At 41.8% G+C, this 16,925-nt stretch carries 19 protein-coding genes and 5 pseudogenes; 12 read left to right on the top strand and 12 right to left on the bottom strand.

The annotated features are described in order from the left end of the window. Positions 1-79: 79 nt before the first annotated feature. Both DP116_RS17290 and DP116_RS17285 read left to right on the top strand, forming a co-directional pair. On the top strand, positions 80-847 hold the full coding sequence (locus tag DP116_RS17290; protein ID WP_211173334.1) for a sensor histidine kinase: 768 nt from the start codon (positions 80-82) through the stop codon (positions 845-847). After that, positions 840-1,208 (top strand): response regulator, encoded by a 369-nt coding sequence (locus DP116_RS17285; protein ID WP_169156350.1) that lies wholly within the window; start codon positions 840-842, stop codon positions 1,206-1,208. The genes DP116_RS17290 and DP116_RS17285 overlap by 8 nt, the downstream gene beginning before the upstream one ends. Before the next feature lie 28 nt (positions 1,209-1,236). Here the strand turns inward: DP116_RS17285 and DP116_RS17280 are convergent. The 4 genes and pseudogenes from DP116_RS17280 to DP116_RS17270 form a co-directional block, all read right to left on the bottom strand. After that, positions 1,237-1,458: pseudogene (locus DP116_RS17280) on the bottom strand (ParE family toxin-like protein); the annotation flags it as partial. An 11-nt stretch (positions 1,459-1,469) separates the two neighbouring features. Continuing rightward, entirely contained in the window at positions 1,470-2,528 is a 1,059-nt protein-coding gene (locus DP116_RS17275; RefSeq protein WP_246275674.1) for a glycosyltransferase, read from the bottom strand. Beyond that, a complete protein-coding gene (locus DP116_RS29420; protein ID WP_246275675.1) occupies positions 2,458-2,622 on the bottom strand; it encodes a hypothetical protein in 165 nt (54 codons plus the stop codon). The genes DP116_RS17275 and DP116_RS29420 overlap by 71 nt, the downstream gene beginning before the upstream one ends. 82 nt (positions 2,623-2,704) lie before the next feature. After that, complete coding sequence (locus DP116_RS17270; protein WP_169156348.1) at positions 2,705-2,893, bottom strand: hypothetical protein; 189 nt, start codon at positions 2,891-2,893, stop codon at positions 2,705-2,707. A gap of 57 nt (positions 2,894-2,950) precedes the next feature. Here DP116_RS17270 and DP116_RS17265 point away from each other — a divergent pair, with 57 nt between their 5' ends. Continuing rightward, positions 2,951-4,174, top strand: coding sequence for an RNA-guided endonuclease InsQ/TnpB family protein (locus DP116_RS17265; RefSeq protein WP_169156347.1), 1,224 nt, complete (start codon positions 2,951-2,953; stop codon positions 4,172-4,174). A 26-nt stretch (positions 4,175-4,200) separates the two neighbouring features. Here DP116_RS17265 and DP116_RS17260 read toward each other — a convergent pair whose 3' ends face one another. From DP116_RS17260 to DP116_RS17250, 3 genes are read right to left on the bottom strand one after another with little or no spacing between them, the layout of a single operon-like run. Then, on the bottom strand, positions 4,201-4,668 hold the full coding sequence (locus DP116_RS17260) for a ferredoxin (protein WP_169156346.1): 468 nt from the start codon (positions 4,666-4,668) through the stop codon (positions 4,201-4,203). Then, a complete protein-coding gene (locus DP116_RS17255; RefSeq protein ID WP_048867388.1) occupies positions 4,668-5,054 on the bottom strand; it encodes a DUF1257 domain-containing protein in 387 nt (128 codons plus the stop codon). The genes DP116_RS17260 and DP116_RS17255 overlap by 1 nt, the downstream gene beginning before the upstream one ends. A 39-nt stretch (positions 5,055-5,093) precedes the next feature. Beyond that, positions 5,094-5,303, bottom strand: a complete 210-nt coding sequence (locus DP116_RS17250) for a DUF2997 domain-containing protein (RefSeq protein ID WP_169156345.1) — start codon at positions 5,301-5,303, stop codon at positions 5,094-5,096. Positions 5,304-5,736: 433 nt separating this feature from the next. On the opposite strand from DP116_RS17250, the gene bioU reads away from it, so the two are divergent. Beyond that, positions 5,737-6,759 (top strand): (S)-8-amino-7-oxononanoate synthase BioU, encoded by a 1,023-nt coding sequence (bioU, locus tag DP116_RS17245; protein ID WP_169156344.1) that lies wholly within the window; start codon positions 5,737-5,739, stop codon positions 6,757-6,759. 496 nt (positions 6,760-7,255) lie between these two features. Next, on the top strand, positions 7,256-8,032 hold the full coding sequence (locus tag DP116_RS17240) for a DUF4198 domain-containing protein (RefSeq protein WP_169156343.1): 777 nt from the start codon (positions 7,256-7,258) through the stop codon (positions 8,030-8,032). Positions 8,033-8,237: 205 nt separating this feature from the next. On the opposite strand, the gene DP116_RS17235 is transcribed toward DP116_RS17240, so the two are convergent. Continuing rightward, positions 8,238-8,765 carry a DUF6174 domain-containing protein gene (locus DP116_RS17235; RefSeq protein ID WP_246275671.1) on the bottom strand — a complete coding sequence of 176 codons (528 nt, stop codon included), beginning with the start codon at positions 8,763-8,765 and terminating at the stop codon, positions 8,238-8,240. A gap of 412 nt (positions 8,766-9,177) precedes the next feature. Here DP116_RS17235 and DP116_RS17230 point away from each other — a divergent pair, with 412 nt between their 5' ends. Then, complete coding sequence (locus DP116_RS17230) at positions 9,178-10,713, top strand: VanZ family protein (protein ID WP_169156342.1); 1,536 nt, start codon at positions 9,178-9,180, stop codon at positions 10,711-10,713. 188 nt (positions 10,714-10,901) lie between these two features. Here DP116_RS17230 and DP116_RS17225 read toward each other — a convergent pair. Further along, a pseudogene (locus DP116_RS17225) lies at positions 10,902-11,100 on the bottom strand (16S rRNA (uracil(1498)-N(3))-methyltransferase); the annotation flags it as partial. A 103-nt stretch (positions 11,101-11,203) separates the two neighbouring features. On the opposite strand from DP116_RS17225, the pseudogene DP116_RS17220 reads away from it, so the two are divergent. From DP116_RS17220 to DP116_RS17205, 4 genes and pseudogenes are all read left to right on the top strand, one after another. Continuing rightward, positions 11,204-11,370: pseudogene (locus DP116_RS17220) on the top strand (transposase); the annotation flags it as partial. Between the two features lie 69 nt (positions 11,371-11,439). Continuing rightward, a complete protein-coding gene (locus DP116_RS17215) occupies positions 11,440-12,573 on the top strand; it encodes a C45 family autoproteolytic acyltransferase/hydrolase (RefSeq protein WP_169156341.1) in 1,134 nt (377 codons plus the stop codon). Positions 12,574-13,193: 620 nt separating this feature from the next. Next, positions 13,194-14,039, top strand: a complete 846-nt coding sequence (locus DP116_RS17210; RefSeq protein ID WP_169156340.1) for a hypothetical protein — start codon at positions 13,194-13,196, stop codon at positions 14,037-14,039. Between the two features lie 43 nt (positions 14,040-14,082). Then, positions 14,083-15,222 (top strand): FAD-dependent oxidoreductase, encoded by a 1,140-nt coding sequence (locus DP116_RS17205; RefSeq protein ID WP_169156339.1) that lies wholly within the window; start codon positions 14,083-14,085, stop codon positions 15,220-15,222. A gap of 52 nt (positions 15,223-15,274) precedes the next feature. On the opposite strand, the gene DP116_RS29415 is transcribed toward DP116_RS17205, so the two are convergent. Beyond that, positions 15,275-15,424 carry a type II toxin-antitoxin system RelE family toxin gene (locus DP116_RS29415; protein WP_339381476.1) on the bottom strand — a complete coding sequence of 50 codons (150 nt, stop codon included), beginning with the start codon at positions 15,422-15,424 and terminating at the stop codon, positions 15,275-15,277. Next, positions 15,422-15,739: pseudogene (locus DP116_RS17200) on the bottom strand (RsmE family RNA methyltransferase); the annotation flags it as partial. The gene DP116_RS29415 and the pseudogene DP116_RS17200, both read right to left, overlap by 3 nt. A 395-nt stretch (positions 15,740-16,134) precedes the next feature. On the opposite strand from DP116_RS17200, the gene DP116_RS17195 reads away from it, so the two are divergent. Both DP116_RS17195 and DP116_RS17190 read left to right on the top strand, forming a co-directional pair. After that, positions 16,135-16,350: a hypothetical protein gene (locus DP116_RS17195; protein ID WP_169156337.1), complete on the top strand. Its 216-nt coding sequence runs from the start codon at positions 16,135-16,137 to the stop codon at positions 16,348-16,350. Continuing rightward, complete coding sequence (locus DP116_RS17190) at positions 16,343-16,765, top strand: hypothetical protein (protein WP_169156352.1); 423 nt, start codon at positions 16,343-16,345, stop codon at positions 16,763-16,765. Before DP116_RS17195 ends, DP116_RS17190 begins: the two co-directional genes overlap by 8 nt. A gap of 35 nt (positions 16,766-16,800) precedes the next feature. Here the strand turns inward: DP116_RS17190 and DP116_RS17185 are convergent. Beyond that, positions 16,801-16,923 (bottom strand): annotated as a pseudogene (locus tag DP116_RS17185) (RNA methyltransferase PUA domain-containing protein); the annotation flags it as partial. Positions 16,924-16,925 lie beyond the last annotated feature (2 nt).

Here is a 16,925-nt window from a genome sequence, read left to right as displayed (position 1 = left end):
TCTTTAACTTTTTTCCCTCATCTGGTGGATACTACCTCTGAACGCAACTTAGTATAAGTCCGGTGAGGTGAGAGTTGTTTTGCTATCTGCCGAATTGATAGATTTGTTTGGTGTCCAGTGTATCTTAAATATTATTAACGATATCACCGAGCGCAAGCGTTTAGAAAACGAATTCATTTCTTTAGTTAGTCACGAACTGCGTACTCCGCTGACTTCTTTGATGGGTTCGTTAGACCTTTTAGGCACGGGACAATTAGGAACACTTTCCGCCAAAGGTCAACAAGTCCTAAATATCGCTACTACCAACACCGAACGCTTGATTCGCCTAATCAACGACATCCTTGACTTAGAGCGGATGAAATCAGGTAAAATACCTATGCAACCCGTCAAGTGTAACGTTGCAGACTTAATCGACCAAGCAGTAGCAGCGATGCAAGCAATGGCAGAACGCGCTCAAATTACCTTACTTACAGAAGTTGTCGCTGCGGAATTGATAGCAGATCCAGATCGGATATTGCAAACGCTTACTAACCTTTTGAGTAACGCGATTAAGTTTTCCGAACCCGGTGGTACTGTTTGGTTGCGTGTGCGTCGATCGCATGAAGTGCAAATTGAGGTGCAAGATTGCGGAAGAGGAATCCCAGCAAATAAACTACAAACCATCTTTGAACGTTTTCAGCAGGTAGATGTGTCTGATTCTCGTAAAAAAGGAGGTACAGGTTTAGGGCTTGCAATTTGCCGAAAAATTGTTGAGCAACATCATGGCAAGATTTGGGTTGAAAGCGTCCTTGGTCAAGGCAGCACCTTTCATGTCATTTTACCTTCTTCGGAGTACGGTTGTGAGTAAGTGTGTATTGATTGTTGATGATGAAGAAGATGTGCGAGCGATCGCGCAAATGGGTTTAGAAATGGCATCTGACTGGAACGTACTGTGCGCTAGTTCTGGTGAAGAAGCTTTAGCGATCGCCCAAATCAACCGACCTGATGTTATTTTACTCGATTTGATGATGCCCGACATGGATGGTCGCGCTACATTGCAACAACTCAAAGCGAATCCAACAACAAAGCATATCCCTGTTATTTTGGTAACAGCAAAGGCGCAATCATCAGATAAAAATAGCTTTAGTGAGTTGGATGTCGCGGCTGTATTTGCTAAACCTTTTCGTCCTTTGAAACTAGCTGAACAAATCAGCGCCGTATTAAAATAGGTTGCTATATTTACCTGGTGTCAAACCGTTAACCCAATAATTTGTCGTATTCTGCGTGCGATCCGATCCAAAACCAAGCAAAATCCCCATCTTGCTCTACAGCCAACGCACGATAGTGCAAACCAACTCGCACTGACCAAAATTGACCCACTTTTTTTAAATGCAATGAAAGATAACGAGGATCTTGCTTGAGAAACTCATAATACTGATCCGCGAGTCCTTGAACATCAGGTGGTAACTTTTGAAAACACGCCCTAGCCTCTACTTAACCCGGTCAATCAGGTGCTGCGCTGCGACCTTAACACCATCGAGGATGATCCGTTCGGCGATCGCATCAGCCCGGTCTGCGATGGCTGGGTCACTCGCGTCGTGCAGTGCCGATATTAGTTGGTTGGCGGTCAGATCTGCAATCGGTATCAACGTGCCGATGCCGAGTTCCCGCACGCGGTTCGCCCAAAACGGCTGATCGCTAAACATCGGAACGAGTACCTGTGGTGCGCCAGCACGTGCGGCGGTGTGCGTCGTTCCGGCACCACCATGATGCACGACCATCGCGACTCTGGGGAACAACGCTTGGTGGTTGACATCACCGATTGCGATGCAATCCGGGGCTTGGTCGATCAGCTTGAGGTCGGCCCATCCTTGCGACACGATCGCTCGTCGCCCGACCGCACGCGCAGCCTCGATGAGGGTAAGGCTCGTATCCCCGGCGATCGGCATGCTGCCGAAACCGAAGTAGACGGGCGGATCGCCAGCTTCGAGGAACACTTCGACATCAGACGGGAGCGGAGTCGAATCCTCAAGAAACCACGCGCCGGTCTGCAAAATGGACATGGACGGTACAAGGGGCGAAGGGGCGAGCGTTGGATCGGTCGCAAGCCACGGCTGGTCAGTAACAATATGACCGAGCACATCGTCAATCGGCGATAACCCAAGCTGCGTCCGATTGACGTTGACGCGATCGCCTGATCGCTCATTCCAAATACGAATGGTGTCGTCGGTCGGCAGCGCCGTAGGTGCGTAGATCGCGTTGATGTAAGGGATGCCGTGAAGCTCGGCAATGGACCGCGCGGCATACTGGTGCGCGTTCGCTCCCACGATGATGTCGCAGCCGTTTGCGGTCGCACCGATCGCATCGAACTGGTCGGTGATGAGGTCGGGCATTGGCTTAGTCGTTGTGGTGTCGCTCACCGCAGTCCCGCGCGGCGCTCGCATCTCGATCCCCACTGGTGTGAACCCGAACCCAAGCCTATGCGCCCACTCGATAAAGTTCGGCGGCACACACAGATGCACCTCGTGCCCGCGATCGCGCACCTCCAACGCCAACGCGATCACTGGTTGCACATCTCCGCGTGTACCGACTACCGAAAACAACACTCGCATATTCTCTCCAAGGCAATCTAAAAGCTGTCAAATGGTTTCTATATGCCCAATTTACTTCACCAATATTTCGGGTAAGGAACTGTAACTTAATCCCTACCCATCTCTACTCATTACTAGTCATTTTTGGGTAGGTTTTCAACAATCAATCGGTCAACAAAATCTCTAAGCCGTTCTTGCCAGTCAGGGACGGCTTTAAGTTTTTCCTTTTGTCCCTCCCACCCTTTAAAGCAGATAGGTGTTTTATCTAAAGTCTTGTCCTGATTAGACTCCCAGCGATATTTATGATTTTTCTGGAATGGCATACACAAATCATCTAGGCATTGGTATACTACTATGCATAGCACATCGGAGGTCGAACGATGCAATTAGTTGAGAAACACATTATCAGTCGGCAGCATAAGTTTTGGAAAGAGTGTGATTATTTAGCATTGCAGTCCAAACATCTTTACAATTGTGCTAACTATGTTCAACGTCAATATTTCTTTGAAACCAAGAAGTATTACAACTCCATTGACATTTATCATCAGACCAAGAATCTAGAATCTTATAGGTATCTGCCTACCAAGGTTAGTAAGCAGATTGTTCGTAGAGTCTCAGAAGCTTGGAAAGGTTGGTTAGCAGCATTGAAAGATTGGTCAAAACATCCAGAAAAGTATCAAGGCATGCCTAGAATGCCTGGATACAAGCATAAAGAACGTGGCAGAAATGTTGTCATTTATCCGATAGATGCAATATCAAAACCTGCTTTGACTAAAGGAATTGTCAAACTTTCTCAAACTAATATTGAGTTCTCAACTAATGCTAACAGCGTAGATCAAGTACGGATTGTTCCTAAGCTTGACCACTATGTTATTGAAATTATCTACACCGTTGCAGAACCATCTAAGTCAAATGGTGAATACGTTGCAGGTGTAGACCTTGGATTAAACAATTTAATGGCTATAACATCCAATCATCCCGGTGTTAGACCGCTTTTGATTAATGGTAGACCGTTGAAAAGTATTAACCAATTCTTCAATAAACAAGTAGCAAAAGCACAATCAATCGAAGCTTGGAGACAGATTAAAGAACTCAATAGCAAGCGTGATAGACGAATTGATAACTACTTGCATACTAGTACCCGCAGGGTTATTGATTGGTGTCAGTTAAATGATATTGGTCAGTTAGTTATTGGCAACAATCAAAGATGGAAGCAAGACATCAATATTGGTAAGAAGAATAATCAAGATTTTACCAAGATACCTCACGCTAAATTGATTAATTTGTTAACCTATAAGGCACAATTAGCAGGTATCGAAGTGACTTTGACTGAGGAAAGTTACACCAGTAAAGCAAGTGCTTTAGATGGTGATACACTACCAACTTTCAACAGTAAATCTGACATCAAGCCTGTTTTTAGTGGTAAACGTGTTAAGCGTGGTTTATACAAAACTTCCACTGGTAGAACAATCAATGCTGATACCAATGGAAGCATGAATATAGCTCGTAAAGTAATCCCAAACTTCATGGATGGGATAGTGGGATTGCCGTTTATCCCTGTAGTTTTAGGACTTTGGATTAAGATTACAAACGGGTTTGTCTAGCATTGACTATCTTTGGGTAGCTTTGTTTAGATTTCTCTGAGCGGTTTTTTACGGGTTAGTCTTTGCTTTTTGCGTCGCCGTTCAGTAGCCACAACTGCCGCGTCCACTGGGTATCCAATTAAAGGTATGACCTGATATTTGCGCTCTTGTTCTAAGTTTTTCAATTCGGTATAATTCACCCAGTGGATGCAATCCACTGGACAGGTGTCAATTGCCTCTTGAATGACCTCATCTGGATCGCCATCTTGACGTATCACACGCGATCGCCCGTAATCTGGTTCAATATAAAACGTATTACGGGCAACATGAGCACAGTGTTTGCAGCCAATACAGGTAATCTCGTCAACATAAACACCTTTTTGGCGCAACACACCCCCTAATTCCGGCTCAAAACCAGAGCGTTCTGGGGCGTCTCGCAAAAAACCGCCCAATTCTGGTTCCAAACCTGAACGCTCATCTTCGCTTTGTTCCGGCGACGGCAAAAAATCAGACATTACGCACTCCAGCGCTGTACAAGTAAGCGAATGGAACCATCTTCATTTTTTTGTTGCTCAGCAACTTGAAATCCAACACGAGCAGTTTCTTTGACGACTGTATGGTATGCGTATCGCTGTGTTACTTGCCGCAAGAAACCTTCTACTGATAAATTTTGCTGCCAATATTGTAAGTCAGCAACCAGCTCGTATTCTTTGCCATTCCATTTAAAGCCGATATCGTAACCATTTTCCTGCTCAATGGTAACTTCGGCATTATGAGTTTGACCGCGATAACCACGTACCTCACGTGGACCGTGCTTCCAATCTACACCTAAATCGCTCAGTGCATCCTTCAAGGAATCAACGTTACGGATTTGGGTCTTAATCTGGCTAAAGTGTGACATGGCGGTTGTGAATGAATGAACTAAACAATGAATGAAAACTTACCAATCGCTAAACGTGGTTTGCGTATTCACCACACTGGATTGCTGCACCTTGGTAGCAAAATATTCTGAGCTTGGCTCGTGAGTTAGTACCTGTCCTAGCTGTGCCTCTATAGCTGCTGTAACTTCAGCGCAGGAAGCACCTATGATGCCAGTGACTTTTTCTTGTACCCTACCGTCTGGATAAATTACGAACTCTAATGTCTCCATGCTCTTTGCCAACCAAAATACTAGGCTTGGACAGTACTGCTGTAGCAACTGACTACAAATGCAGCCCTCTGAAACAGCATTTTTCCTTAGCTACAAATTTGCCATTTGTTAACTAATGTTCCATCTCTCAAAATATATATCTCAGAAACTTAACAAAACTTATTACTCTTATTAGTTGTTACATCTGTTATTTGTAAGTTTCCCTTAACCATATCAATTTAGTCAAGCTAAAAATTCAACTTTTCATTTCAGTGGGGAAACGCCTAAAAACAAGCATTATTCTAAGGAAGAGGTGTAAAAACAGTGAGATTTGTTGAAAAAGTTTATCATTATTCTCTGAATCATCCAATTCTCAGGAATGAAACTAGCCAAACCAAGACTGCTAACTGTTAAACGGTAGGATAAGCTGTTATCTAATTGTAGAAAGTTCATCATGAATGCAGAGCAAGTGACAGGTTCTACTCATCTCCCGAAAGCGATGCGCGTAGGAGTACTGGGCTTTGGCGGACTGGGGCAAGCAGCTGCCAAGGTACTCGCCCCAAAACGTGAAATGCTTTTAGTAGCAGCAGCAGATAACCAAGGCTACGCCTACGCCGCTGATGGTTTAAATGCTCAAGAATGCATTGCAACTTATCAATCTCAAGGTTCGGTGGGTTATCTAGAACCCATTGGAACTTTAACAAATCACAGTGTTGAGGATTTAATAGAAAAATCTTATCCTGTAGACGGATATTTTCTGGCGTTACCCAATCTCCCCAATGATTTTATTGCCTCTGTAGCTAGGCAGTTTATCAAATCTGGATGGCGCGGGGTACTGGTGGATGCAATTAAACGCACCAGTGCTGTGGAACAACTGCTGGCGATGAAAGAAGAACTGCAAGCAGCAGGAATTACCTACATGACAGGATGTGGCGCGACACCAGGACTGTTAACAGCAGCAGCAGCTTTAGCTGCTCAAAGTTACGCCGAAGTTCATCGAGTGGAAATTACCTTTGGGGTAGGAATAGCGAACTGGGAGGCTTACCGCGCCACCATCCGCGAAGATATTGCCCATATGCCGGGTTACACTGTGGAAACTGCTAGGGCAATGACGGATCAGGAAGTAGAAGCACTCCTAGATAAAACCAATGGCGTGCTGACTTTAGAAAACATGGAACACGCTGATGATGTGATGTTAGAGATAGCTGGAATTGTGGGGCGCGATCGCGTGACCGTTGGTGGTATAGTTGATACCCGCAATCCCAAAAAGCCCATTAGCACCAACGTTAAAATCACTGGTCGCACCTTTGAAGGTAAAATTTCCACCCATACCTTCACATTAGGAGATGAAACCAGTATGGCAGCCAACGTTTGTGGACCAGCCTTTGGTTATTTAAAGGCTGGTATTGGATTGCACCAGCGAGGCATTTACGGATTATTCACCGCTGCTGAAATTATGCCTCAGTTTGTTAGGTAGTTATTAGCTATCAGCTTGAGTATTAAATTATGTAAGAATTCAGGAGCCAGAATATGCCCTATGCCTGCGGCACGGCTTGAGGCCGAACGGGCACGCTACGCGAACAGGAGTCAGAATAGTTAAAGAATCAGGAGAACATTTGATCCAATGAACAGACCAATAATAATAGACTCCTTATAAATTCTGACTTCTGACCTCATTGGTGCTGAGTTCTTACTAAATTATTTATATTTTGTCTGCTGGGTTGAAAAACGAAACCCAGCTTATTTATTGCCTTTAACACACTCAAGCCACAACTTATACATTTTGTATTTTTTCATGGATAAATTCTAGAAAATATCATACTTTTTATGATTATTCTCTGACAAAACCAAAAATTAAACATTAGAGAAAAATAGAAATTTTTATTAACAAAAATATCCCTGATAGGGGGATTGTTCGGTATCAAAAAATCTGCGTTTAATAATGATGTAATAACTCAATTAAGGAAATTGAGATGCTTATCCGCAATTTGAAAAAATTGCTATTAGCGGGGGCAATTCTACCATTGATTTTGCAACCAGCTTCAGCACACGTTGTCTGGTTTGACTATCAAAACGGAGAATACAATCTATTGTATGGTCATCCAGAAGAAGGACCACAACCCTATTCTCCGGCAAAACTTAAGGAAGCCACAGCATATGATGCAAAAAGACAGATAGTGCCATTTACTATCAACCAGAAACAAGATGGACTTTCTCTGACTCCTGACGGCAACATTGCGGCATTAACGGCATTTTTTGATAATGGCTATTATGCCAGAATATCTGAAAATCAATCTCGCAATATTTCAGAAGCTGAAATTAGTCAATACCAAAATGTTAGTCATAATCTGAAGTACACCAAAGCTCTTTATGATTGGTCTGACACTCTAGCGCAACCGTTCAACCAGCCGCTGGAAATTATACCTTTGGAAAATCCCTTTGCAGTTCAGGAAGGAGACAACCTGGAAGTTCAAGTATACTATCAAGGACAACCACTTTCAGATGTGACAGTAGAATACTTGGGTCAAGAAGTCTCTAAAAATAACAACGGCATCTTTTCCGTTCCCATTGGTATTGGAGGGTTGCAACAAATTGAAGCTAGCTACGGCTTTTTGTCAGATGGAAATTTGAGAATTTCTTACGAAAGTAGCTTTACAGCACAAAAAATCTCTGTTTTTGAACCATCGGCATTACTTGGTATTGGTGTAGTTGGATTGCTAGCACTACGCAAGAAAAAGAATTTAGCTTGATCAAGAAAGAATTTAGAATCATTCTTACGATTAAATTATTTATATTTTGTCAGCTGGGTTTCGTTTTTTAACCCAGCTTATTTATTGCTTTACACACACTAAAGCCACAACTTAGAATTCTGCCCAGCAAAAAGCAAGCGCTTTTATTTTACCTATCAAAGGACATCTCATCTTTGAGGCTGGCGGCAAGGCGGAATAAAGACTATTAGTTAATCTGTTGTAGATTCTCAATTGTGAGATATTCTTCTTCATCGGCTATCTGACTCTTGTAATCAATGTTAATTTGGGTTGGATAGCCGAGTGTAGAATTATACTTGACATCCAAGCTATCTGCTTTCCTTTTGATCGCATCCCTGATTAAATCAAAAAGCCTGGGAACTGTATCGTATTTTTGGAAGAATTCTGGATTAACTGGTTGACCAGTAGCGACGGAAGTGACAGAAGTTGTTCTACCGTTACGCACTTCAATGATGACTGGTCCTCTAGCCTCGGGTGTGCAGAAGCAACTCCGGCTAAGTGTATACCGATAGTTGGAAATATTTTGCCGATTCCACAAACGCTGATTAGCTGTTAATTGCTGTGAATCTGATTGACCCCTCGCTGATGATTGTGCTACCAGTATGGGGGATTTCGATATGACTGGTGCATGCAAACTTAGAGACATTACTAATCCTGCACCAATAATAATCGGCAAGCGTATAGCCATCGATTTCATTTTCAAGGTTCTAAGCATTTGGCAAACTCCTGGGAATTTTCGTTTTCGCTTCATTTTGCGAAATTCTTACAACTTAGGGTATAACAATTTCTTTGTCAAGTGCGCGTTCACTGCTAGGTAAGTGGTTAAATCACCTTTGCGCAAACTTTTAAAGTATAAATGGTTGCTCTGAATCGATGATTGGTGCGGAATACATTGAAATCTGGAAAAACCTGATCTCCTAATGTAGTTACTATATGTATTTCACAAAAACCTATCTTTATGACGTTTTTATAAAAAAAATACAACTCTTTACACAGCCAAATTGACAAATAAATAACATGAAGAAAAGCATTCATTTACATGTTTGTTAATGACTCTTATTTAAGCGTCTACCAGTCATCGGCAGTTCAATTATCCATTACTAGAAAGACAAAAAACGTGGAGCATTATGAAGAGACGCAAAAATGTTAATTCTATCTCTAAGAACTTGGGAATTTCCGGAGACGTCATACTGATTATTTTGAGCATTGTTTCAGTTTTAATAGCTACACTTTATCCGTTTCATTTTCACTTTCCAGATAGTTTTTCGCTACCAGCACTTGTTGCCAGTTTTGATAACAGTAGTTTTTTTAAAGACCAGGTCAACAATATTTTATTATTTACGCCTTTAGGTTTCGGTTTCGCCAGTCTCTTACAGAGAATGAGGATGAAGCCAACAAGTCAATTTATAATAGTGATATTTCTGAGTGCAGGCTTATCATTTACAGTTGAAGCACTGCAAGTGTTTTTGCCTTCAAGAACACCTACTCCTGCCGATATTTTGAACAATACCATAGGTGGATTTGTGGGTCTAATCTGCTTTTCTCTATGGAACTCACAAAGCTTTCTCTATACCTTGATGCGTAGAGAAAATAGTAGATCCAACAATTCTATTAAAAAACTAACACTATGTTTTTTGGGATACATAATCATATCATTTCTTATCTCAGTTCTCTGGCAAAATACAACGAATTTGAGCAATTGGTCTTTGAATTATCCACTCTTGATTGGCAATGAACGAACAGGTGATAGACCTTGGCAGGGACAGGTCTCAGATGTTTATATTGCTGATAGAGCAATTTCTAAAAATGAAGTTTCACAAGTTTTTCATCAGAAAAATTACAGTGATATTTTTGGGAAGTCTTTGCTAGCTTCCTATCAATTGACTGATACAAAAAGTTATCAGGATAGTACTGGTCAACTCCCCGAACTATTATCGCAAGGGCAGTTACCAGACATTGAAGATGAAAAAGGTGTTGTTTTGAGTTCCAACCATTGGCTAAAAACAACAGAACCTGTCACTTTCTTGAGTAAAAGGATACGTGAAACTTCTCAATTTACAATAATTACTACCGTTGCTACTGCTAATACCGCTCAGACTGGACCTGCACGCGTCATCTCACTTTCCGGTGATTCTCTTCATCGCAATTTTACACTAGGACAACAAGGAACCGACTTAGACTTGCGAATACGAACACCGATGACTGGAGCAAACGGGGCAGATACAAAATTAACTATTCCTGATATTTTTGCAGATACGAATCCCCATCATATAGTCATCACTTATTCTGGAGCGACTATTCAAGTTTATGTAGATAAATCACAACATTCTTATTCTTTGAATCTTCTGGAATGGTTTCCGAAAGAGCAGAAAATTTTTTACTATGCACTGACTTTTATTCCTCTAGGGCTTTGCTTAGCGCTTTTGACGACTCTAGCGAAAAGAAAGTTAACTTTTAATAGGTTATTGCTTCCGAGTGGGATATTATTACCGTCTGTGATACTAGAAAGTATTTTGGTAACTGATGGCGGTAAAAGTCTCAGCCTGAAAGGTCTGTTGCTTGGTATATTGTTAACAGCCGGGACAACACTGACATTAAGATGGCGGGCTTCGATGGTGCTTAAAACAGTACGAGCCGCAGTTAACAGTACCAGCCGCAGTTAACAAAAGAAACGAATCCGTATTTCTCTTTGATAACTGGTAACTGATAACTGATAACTGTTAAAGAAGCAAGCTTAAATAGATAATAACTCTGTCCTGTTGTACAAACTAATGTAGTGGGAGACGACTGTTGTGTCACCTCACCCTGATGCAAGTAAAAATTTAACGGTTGAATTACTTACTGCTCAGGGTTCGAGTTTTTGGGGACTGGGATGAAGTAAAGTGCGATGGCGATCGCTTCCCCACCGGAGCAATAACCGCGACTCCCAACTCAGTGCAAACCCTTACCACATCATCAAATCCATTTGCTTTGGGCAAAGCTACCATCAGTGTTATGGATACGGGTAACTCAGTTTCCACCGTGAGTGACTCTAAAATTTGCGCCTTTTCTCCTTGTATAGCAGTCGCCACAATTGTTAGGACATTTCTCTGTTCCCTGTTCCCTTGAGATCAAAATATGATGTCCTAACCAATATGTCCGTTGCTATAACTGCGCCAGCCACCATTTCCGTTTAGTCGTGAAATCTATCGTCAACGCAACGTTGTTGAACGATCTATCAACCGACTCAAGCAATTTCGTCGCATCGCCACCCATATGAGAAATTGGCTACAAATTATACAGCTATGATTATAATCGCGTGCATTTTGTTGTGGTTGTAGTTTGAAAACACGCCCGACACCGTACCTGTACTCAGGTCGGTGTAGGTAGTTCACTAGGAGACGATTATTGTGTCACCTCAACCTGATATAAGTAAAGATTCAACTGTTGAATTACTTACCGCTCAAGGCTTAAAAATTGTTCCCCCAAATCTTATTGAAGAACATCCAACAGCAAAATTACCCTTAGTTCGTTTAACAGGTTCTCCAGAAGAGATCGGAGCAGAACATGGTACTAAGCTGTGCGATCGCATTGAAAAAGCTTTTGAACTTTACAGGTCAAAACTTTTTTCCCAATGGACTGATGCTTCGCTCAAGGCGACTTCGTTAGCTTTTTTTGAGCGGATTCGAGAGTTTTCACACCCGTATGCAATTGAATTAGAGGCGATAGCATCTCACGCCGGACGAAAACTTTGGCAAGTCGTCATGCTCATGTCCCGAACCGAAATACTTCGCTCTAGTACACCTAATGAATGTACCTCTGTTTACTTCAAACAAAGTCGTATTCTCGGTCAAAATTGGGACTGGGTGGAAGAGTTTGAAAACTTAGCTGTCATTTTTGACGTGACACGACAAGATGGTTTTCGCTTTGTTGCTTTAGGAGAACCAGGTTTTGTCAAAATCGGCTTAAACGCAGCAGGTGTTGGGGTTTGTCTCAATATTCTTAAATGTCAAGCCCCTACAGGAGGAATTCCTGTGCATATACTTCTGCGAAAGGTTTTAGATTCTACCTCACTGACTGAAGCGTATCATGCAATTACTGCTGCTGAACGAGCAACGATGAGTAATATTCTTATCGCGGATGATTGCGGTAGGTATGTGAATCTCGAACTTGCTGGAAACCAATTATTTAATCTCAATTCAGATGAAGTTGAAGTGAATAATGTTGTGGTTCACACGAATGGATTTCTTACTTCAAAAAGAGAGAATATTCATTTCCCCGAAGAAAGCGAAAGTTCAGCGGCGCGAATTATTCGAGCAAAGTCTCTTACGTCCACTCAAGACGGACGACATGAAGCTGATATGTTAAAAATTCTTCTTGATCAGGAAGGAAACTTACCGATATGTCGCCAGTCAGAGAGAAATATCTTTGATGGACTCACCTATGGAACTGTATCAACAGTTGTGATGAGTTTGAAAGAAAGAAAACTCATTTTTTCACAAGGTAATCCTCGTAATAAAACGTTTTATTATATCTGTATTTAGGAGTATCCCAATACATGCCACAATTTCTAAGGCAATTCTGATGAGCTTTTAGAATACCTTGAGTATTTTGCACACCGTCTGAACTAATGGGAGATGAAATATGTGGAAATATGAAATGTTAGAAGAAATTCAGAAATATAGAGAATAACACGCTAAGTCTTTTAACTACGACTTACACGCAATTGTTGAAGATTTACGAATAAAACAAGCGGCTAGGGTCAAACAAATCATTTCAAAACCTCTTAAGGAGGCTAAAAAACCAATGCAATAAACTTAACTACCTGACTTATTTATTTATCGTGGTTGTTTTCTTACTCAATTCTTTCGTGGACTAGATAGTGCTGAGACTTCTAGACGGTTGTGATGAATTTGAAGGCAAGAAAACTGATTTTCTCACAAGGTAATCCTTGTAATGGAACGTTTTGTTATGTCTCAATTTGAGAGCATCCCAATGCATGCCAAAACACCCAAGGCAATTCTGATGAGCTTTTAGCTTAATCCGCCAGAAGCCTCACGTCTCATGGTTAAGGATATTCGTAGCTGCAAAATAACTCTCCAGACTTGACTCTGATTACAACTTTTGTGGCTAGAATAACTTAAGAAGGTTGCGAGCGTAGTGCATGGACTCTTTAAACGGCGATTCCAAGTCAACATTCCTAGAAGATTTACAGTCAGGGCTGGATAACACCGAACATGACAACATTCTGGCTCTTAGCGTATTATCCAATACTATAGAAATTCTCGAAAAAATTGTCATCAAAATTAGTCAATTTGGTCAGACAGGTGCTCAACTAAAAAATAGTAAACATAAAGATAGTCAAGTTATAGAATCCCTTGACCTTAACTCAGGTCAAAGACCAGAAGTTGAAGATAGAGTAGAGCTTTTGTGCGAGCAAGTAGAAACTCTCAAGCAACTGCTGTACGACAAGGAGTTAGAATTGCAAGAGATAAAGCAAGAGTTGCGTGATACAAATGAGGATTTGTGGGCTACACTTAATTCACCGTGGCTAGCACTTGATGAAGCAAAAGAATTAGTTAAAGAAATTTTGGTCAGTAAAAAGCCTATAGCTGAAACTTTAGCAACACTCATTACCACTATCTATAATTCGACAGTTAAACCTTTAGAGTTAGGGCACAAAGAAAAATCAAATTCTATTAAACTTTTGATAAGCGCTCCAGGCAATTTTATACTTACTAATAATGAGGCGTATCAAATGAAGAGCACGGCGCTGATAAAGCAAGCTCGTGAAATTCGGGCGAAATCTAAAATACTTAGAGAGGAATCTCGTGAAGTTCAGGCGAAATTTAGAGAGGTTGAAGTTCAGTTCATGAAACTGGAAAGTAAATTTGTTCGTCAAGCTTCATTCATGCTCCTTACGCCGAATTTTAGGCACAGACAAAAGCCCAAAGCAATTGAGCTGGCGGACGTTAGTCCGCCAGCTCAATTGCTCGATTTTGGAGTCTGATAGGAATTAATCAACTGACAAGTCGGTCGATTACACAAGAAAAATGCAAACAACTAAGAAGATCATCATTATCGGCGGTGGAATTGGCGGTGCTGCGACTGCACTTGCTCTCCATAGAGCTGGTTTTGAACCAGTTGTCTATGAGCGAACAAAGGAGTTGCGGGAGGTAGGGGCTGGTATTGCACTTTGGGCAAATGCGACACACATCTTGAAAAATTTAGGCTTGTTGGAGGAGGCGCTGTGCGTTGGCTATCTCACAACAAACTATCAATTCAATTCCCAAAGCGGCAACTCATTGGTTAATATACCCGTTGATACCTTTGAGTTGCCTGTTATTGGCATTCATAGGGCTGAATTACATCAGCTATTGTGGCGTAATGTACCACATGAAAAATTTGTTTTAGGACAAACTTTCCTTGGATTTGAGCAAGAAGGAGAGAAGGTTCGCGCTGACTTCAGTTCTGGCTTAACAGTCGAAGGGGATGCTTTGATTGGGGCTGATGGTTTGCGATCACAGGTACGAGCTGCCCTTCTCGGTGATCAACCACCCATCTATCGCAATTTTAAGACTTGGCGTGGTTTAACAGATTACGTTCCTAAAGAATATCGTCCCGGCTACATTCAGGAATTTTTAGGGCGTGGCAAAGGCTTCGGTTTCATGATGCTGGGCAAGGGACGGATGTATTGGTACGCAGCAGCAACTGCTCCCCCAGAACAGCCGGATGCCCCAATTGGTCGTAAAAAAAAGCTTGAAATTATGTTTCAAGATTGGTTTGCATCGGTTCCTGAGTTAATTACAACGACGGATGAAGCCAATATTCTGACAACAGATTTGTATGATCGTGTCCCGACTCAATCTTGGAGCAAGCAGAATATTACACTGCTAGGTGATGCTGCACATCCAATGCTGCCAACTATGGGACAGGGAGCATGTACAGCATTAGAGGATGCTTTTGTAGTCGCTAAGTGTCTCAAAGAGCAAGCAAATCCCACAGCTGCTTTCCAACAGTATGAGTCAGAACGGTTTCCTCGCACGAAGTTAATCGTTGAGCAATCCTTGCGGGCAGGGAAAATGGGTGAATTGGATAATCCTTTTGGTGTGGCATTACGAAACACATTTATGAAGCTCATGGGGTCAACTATCAGCAACAACTTCAAGTCGCTTCATGCTTACAGAGTTTAATGAGAAACAGATGACATTCAAAAAGCACTCATTAACCACCCAAATTTACAAATTATTTTCTATAAACATCTTTCCGATGCTTGCACTGTAAAAGTTGCACGAGTTGACTTTCATCATCAATCTCATAACGAACTCTATAATCACCAACGCGGATACGATACTCGTGATCAGAGGTTTTTAAAAAGTGCGATCGCTTCCCCACCGGAGCAATAACTGCGACTCCCAACTCAGTACAAGCCCGTACTACATCATCAAATCCATTTCCTTTAGGCAAAGCGACTATCAGCGTAATTGATACAGGCAATTCGGTTTCTACTGTCAGTGGTTCTAATATTTGCGCTTTTTCTCCTTGTAGCTGCGCCAGCCACCATTTCCCTTTGCCATCCATTGCTATGAAGCGATCGCCTTCTCGCAAACGCAAAACACGCCCCAGATAATGTTGTTGTTGAGGTGTGAGCAAAATTTGCTCTTGTTGGAGTTGGGAGGAGGTTATTGCGATTCGTTGCAGTTGTGACATTGGATTTGATAAAGGTAAGTAATAAAGGCGCTTGCTTTTTTCTGAGCAGAGTTCTCAGTCCTGTTGTAAAAACTAATGTAGTGGGAGACGAGTGTCACCTCATCCTGATATCAATCTTCAAAAAAGGAAAAGATTGATTTCCCCGGAGAAAAGGCAATTCTGATGAGCTTTTAGAATACCTTGAGCCTTACAAGCGAAGCAAAATAATGATAAGTAGGTCAACATTAAAAAACATAAAATACGATTCTTGCGATTGCTGAGTCCCAAGGGGACACGCTGCGCGAACGCTTCACTACGTTTCGCTCGCAATGACATTTTACGTTTAATCTGGTTGAGCTACTTATTACAGGTTATGCTGAAAATTGATATTAAATCAGTAAACATTAAGGTCAACAATGGTATCTACTGAGTTAGTGGAACAATTACGCAAACTCAATCGCGTAGATAAGCTCATGGTAATTCAACTTCTGGCTGCCGAACTGGCAAATGAAGAAACTAACTTGATAAAATCTGGTGCATCCTATCCAGTTTGGTCTCCTTACGATGCAGTGGAAGCTGCAAATATCATGTTAGAGGCGTTGAATGCTGAAGCTTCCTCAAACCATGAGTAATCCAGCAAGGTATTCTTTCATTGCAACTGATAGCAGTTTGGGAGAAGCAAGCTTCAAGCCGTTTTTGCCACTGACGTTGAATTACAGAGAAAAATCACAGGAAGTTATTGGACTTTTGGATACGGGAGCGATGGTAAATGTTCTTCCCTATCAAGTTGGAGTTGAATTAGGAGCAGTTTGGGAAGAGCAAACAACAATGCTTCAATTATCAGGAAACTTAGCACAGTTTGAAGCACGAGTGTTAATTTTGTCTGCTACTGTTGGGCAATTTCCGAGTGTTAGATTGGTATTTGCTTGGACGCAAGCTACTCAGATACCCCTCCTGTTAGGACAAGCTAACTTTTTCATGGAATTTAATGTTTGTTTTTATCGCTCTCAAAAGATATTAGAGGTGACTCCAAAACAATCATCCTAAAAGGACATGGAACTGTATCAACGGTTGTAATGAATTTTTTCTCCTTGTAGCTGCGCCAGCCACCATTTCCCTTTTCCATCCATTGCTATAAAGCGATCGCCCTCGCGCAAACGCAAAACACGCCCCAGATAATGTTGTTGTTGAGGTGTGAGCAAAATTT

Origin of the sequence: Brasilonema bromeliae SPC951 (genome assembly GCF_012912135.1) — a bacterium.
Lineage (GTDB): Bacteria > Cyanobacteriota > Cyanobacteriia > Cyanobacteriales > Nostocaceae > Brasilonema > Brasilonema bromeliae.
Note: the sequence above shows the minus strand (reverse complement) of the source record. Positions and strands in the feature narration are given on the sequence as shown.

What these genes read in the sequence shown, in the direction of transcription:
- DP116_RS17270 (WP_169156348.1), bottom strand. Translation starts at nt 2,893, where the DNA reads ATGCCATTCCAGAAAAATCATAAATATCGCTGGGAGTCTAATCAGGAC.
- DP116_RS17265 (WP_169156347.1), top strand. Translation starts at nt 2,951, where the DNA reads ATGCAATTAGTTGAGAAACACATTATCAGTCGGCAGCATAAGTTTTGG.
- DP116_RS17260 (WP_169156346.1), bottom strand. Translation starts at nt 4,668, where the DNA reads ATGTCTGATTTTTTGCCGTCGCCGGAACAAAGCGAAGATGAGCGTTCA.
- DP116_RS17255 (WP_048867388.1), bottom strand. Translation starts at nt 5,054, where the DNA reads ATGTCACACTTTAGCCAGATTAAGACCCAAATCCGTAACGTTGATTCC.
- DP116_RS17250 (WP_169156345.1), bottom strand. Translation starts at nt 5,303, where the DNA reads ATGGAGACATTAGAGTTCGTAATTTATCCAGACGGTAGGGTACAAGAA.
- bioU (WP_169156344.1), top strand. Translation starts at nt 5,737, where the DNA reads ATGAATGCAGAGCAAGTGACAGGTTCTACTCATCTCCCGAAAGCGATG.
- DP116_RS17240 (WP_169156343.1), top strand. Translation starts at nt 7,256, where the DNA reads ATGCTTATCCGCAATTTGAAAAAATTGCTATTAGCGGGGGCAATTCTA.
- DP116_RS17235 (WP_246275671.1), bottom strand. Translation starts at nt 8,765, where the DNA reads ATGCTTAGAACCTTGAAAATGAAATCGATGGCTATACGCTTGCCGATT.
- DP116_RS17230 (WP_169156342.1), top strand. Translation starts at nt 9,178, where the DNA reads ATGAAGAGACGCAAAAATGTTAATTCTATCTCTAAGAACTTGGGAATT.
- DP116_RS17210 (WP_169156340.1), top strand. Translation starts at nt 13,194, where the DNA reads ATGGACTCTTTAAACGGCGATTCCAAGTCAACATTCCTAGAAGATTTA.
- DP116_RS17205 (WP_169156339.1), top strand. Translation starts at nt 14,083, where the DNA reads ATGCAAACAACTAAGAAGATCATCATTATCGGCGGTGGAATTGGCGGT.
- DP116_RS17195 (WP_169156337.1), top strand. Translation starts at nt 16,135, where the DNA reads ATGGTATCTACTGAGTTAGTGGAACAATTACGCAAACTCAATCGCGTA.
- DP116_RS17190 (WP_169156352.1), top strand. Translation starts at nt 16,343, where the DNA reads ATGAGTAATCCAGCAAGGTATTCTTTCATTGCAACTGATAGCAGTTTG.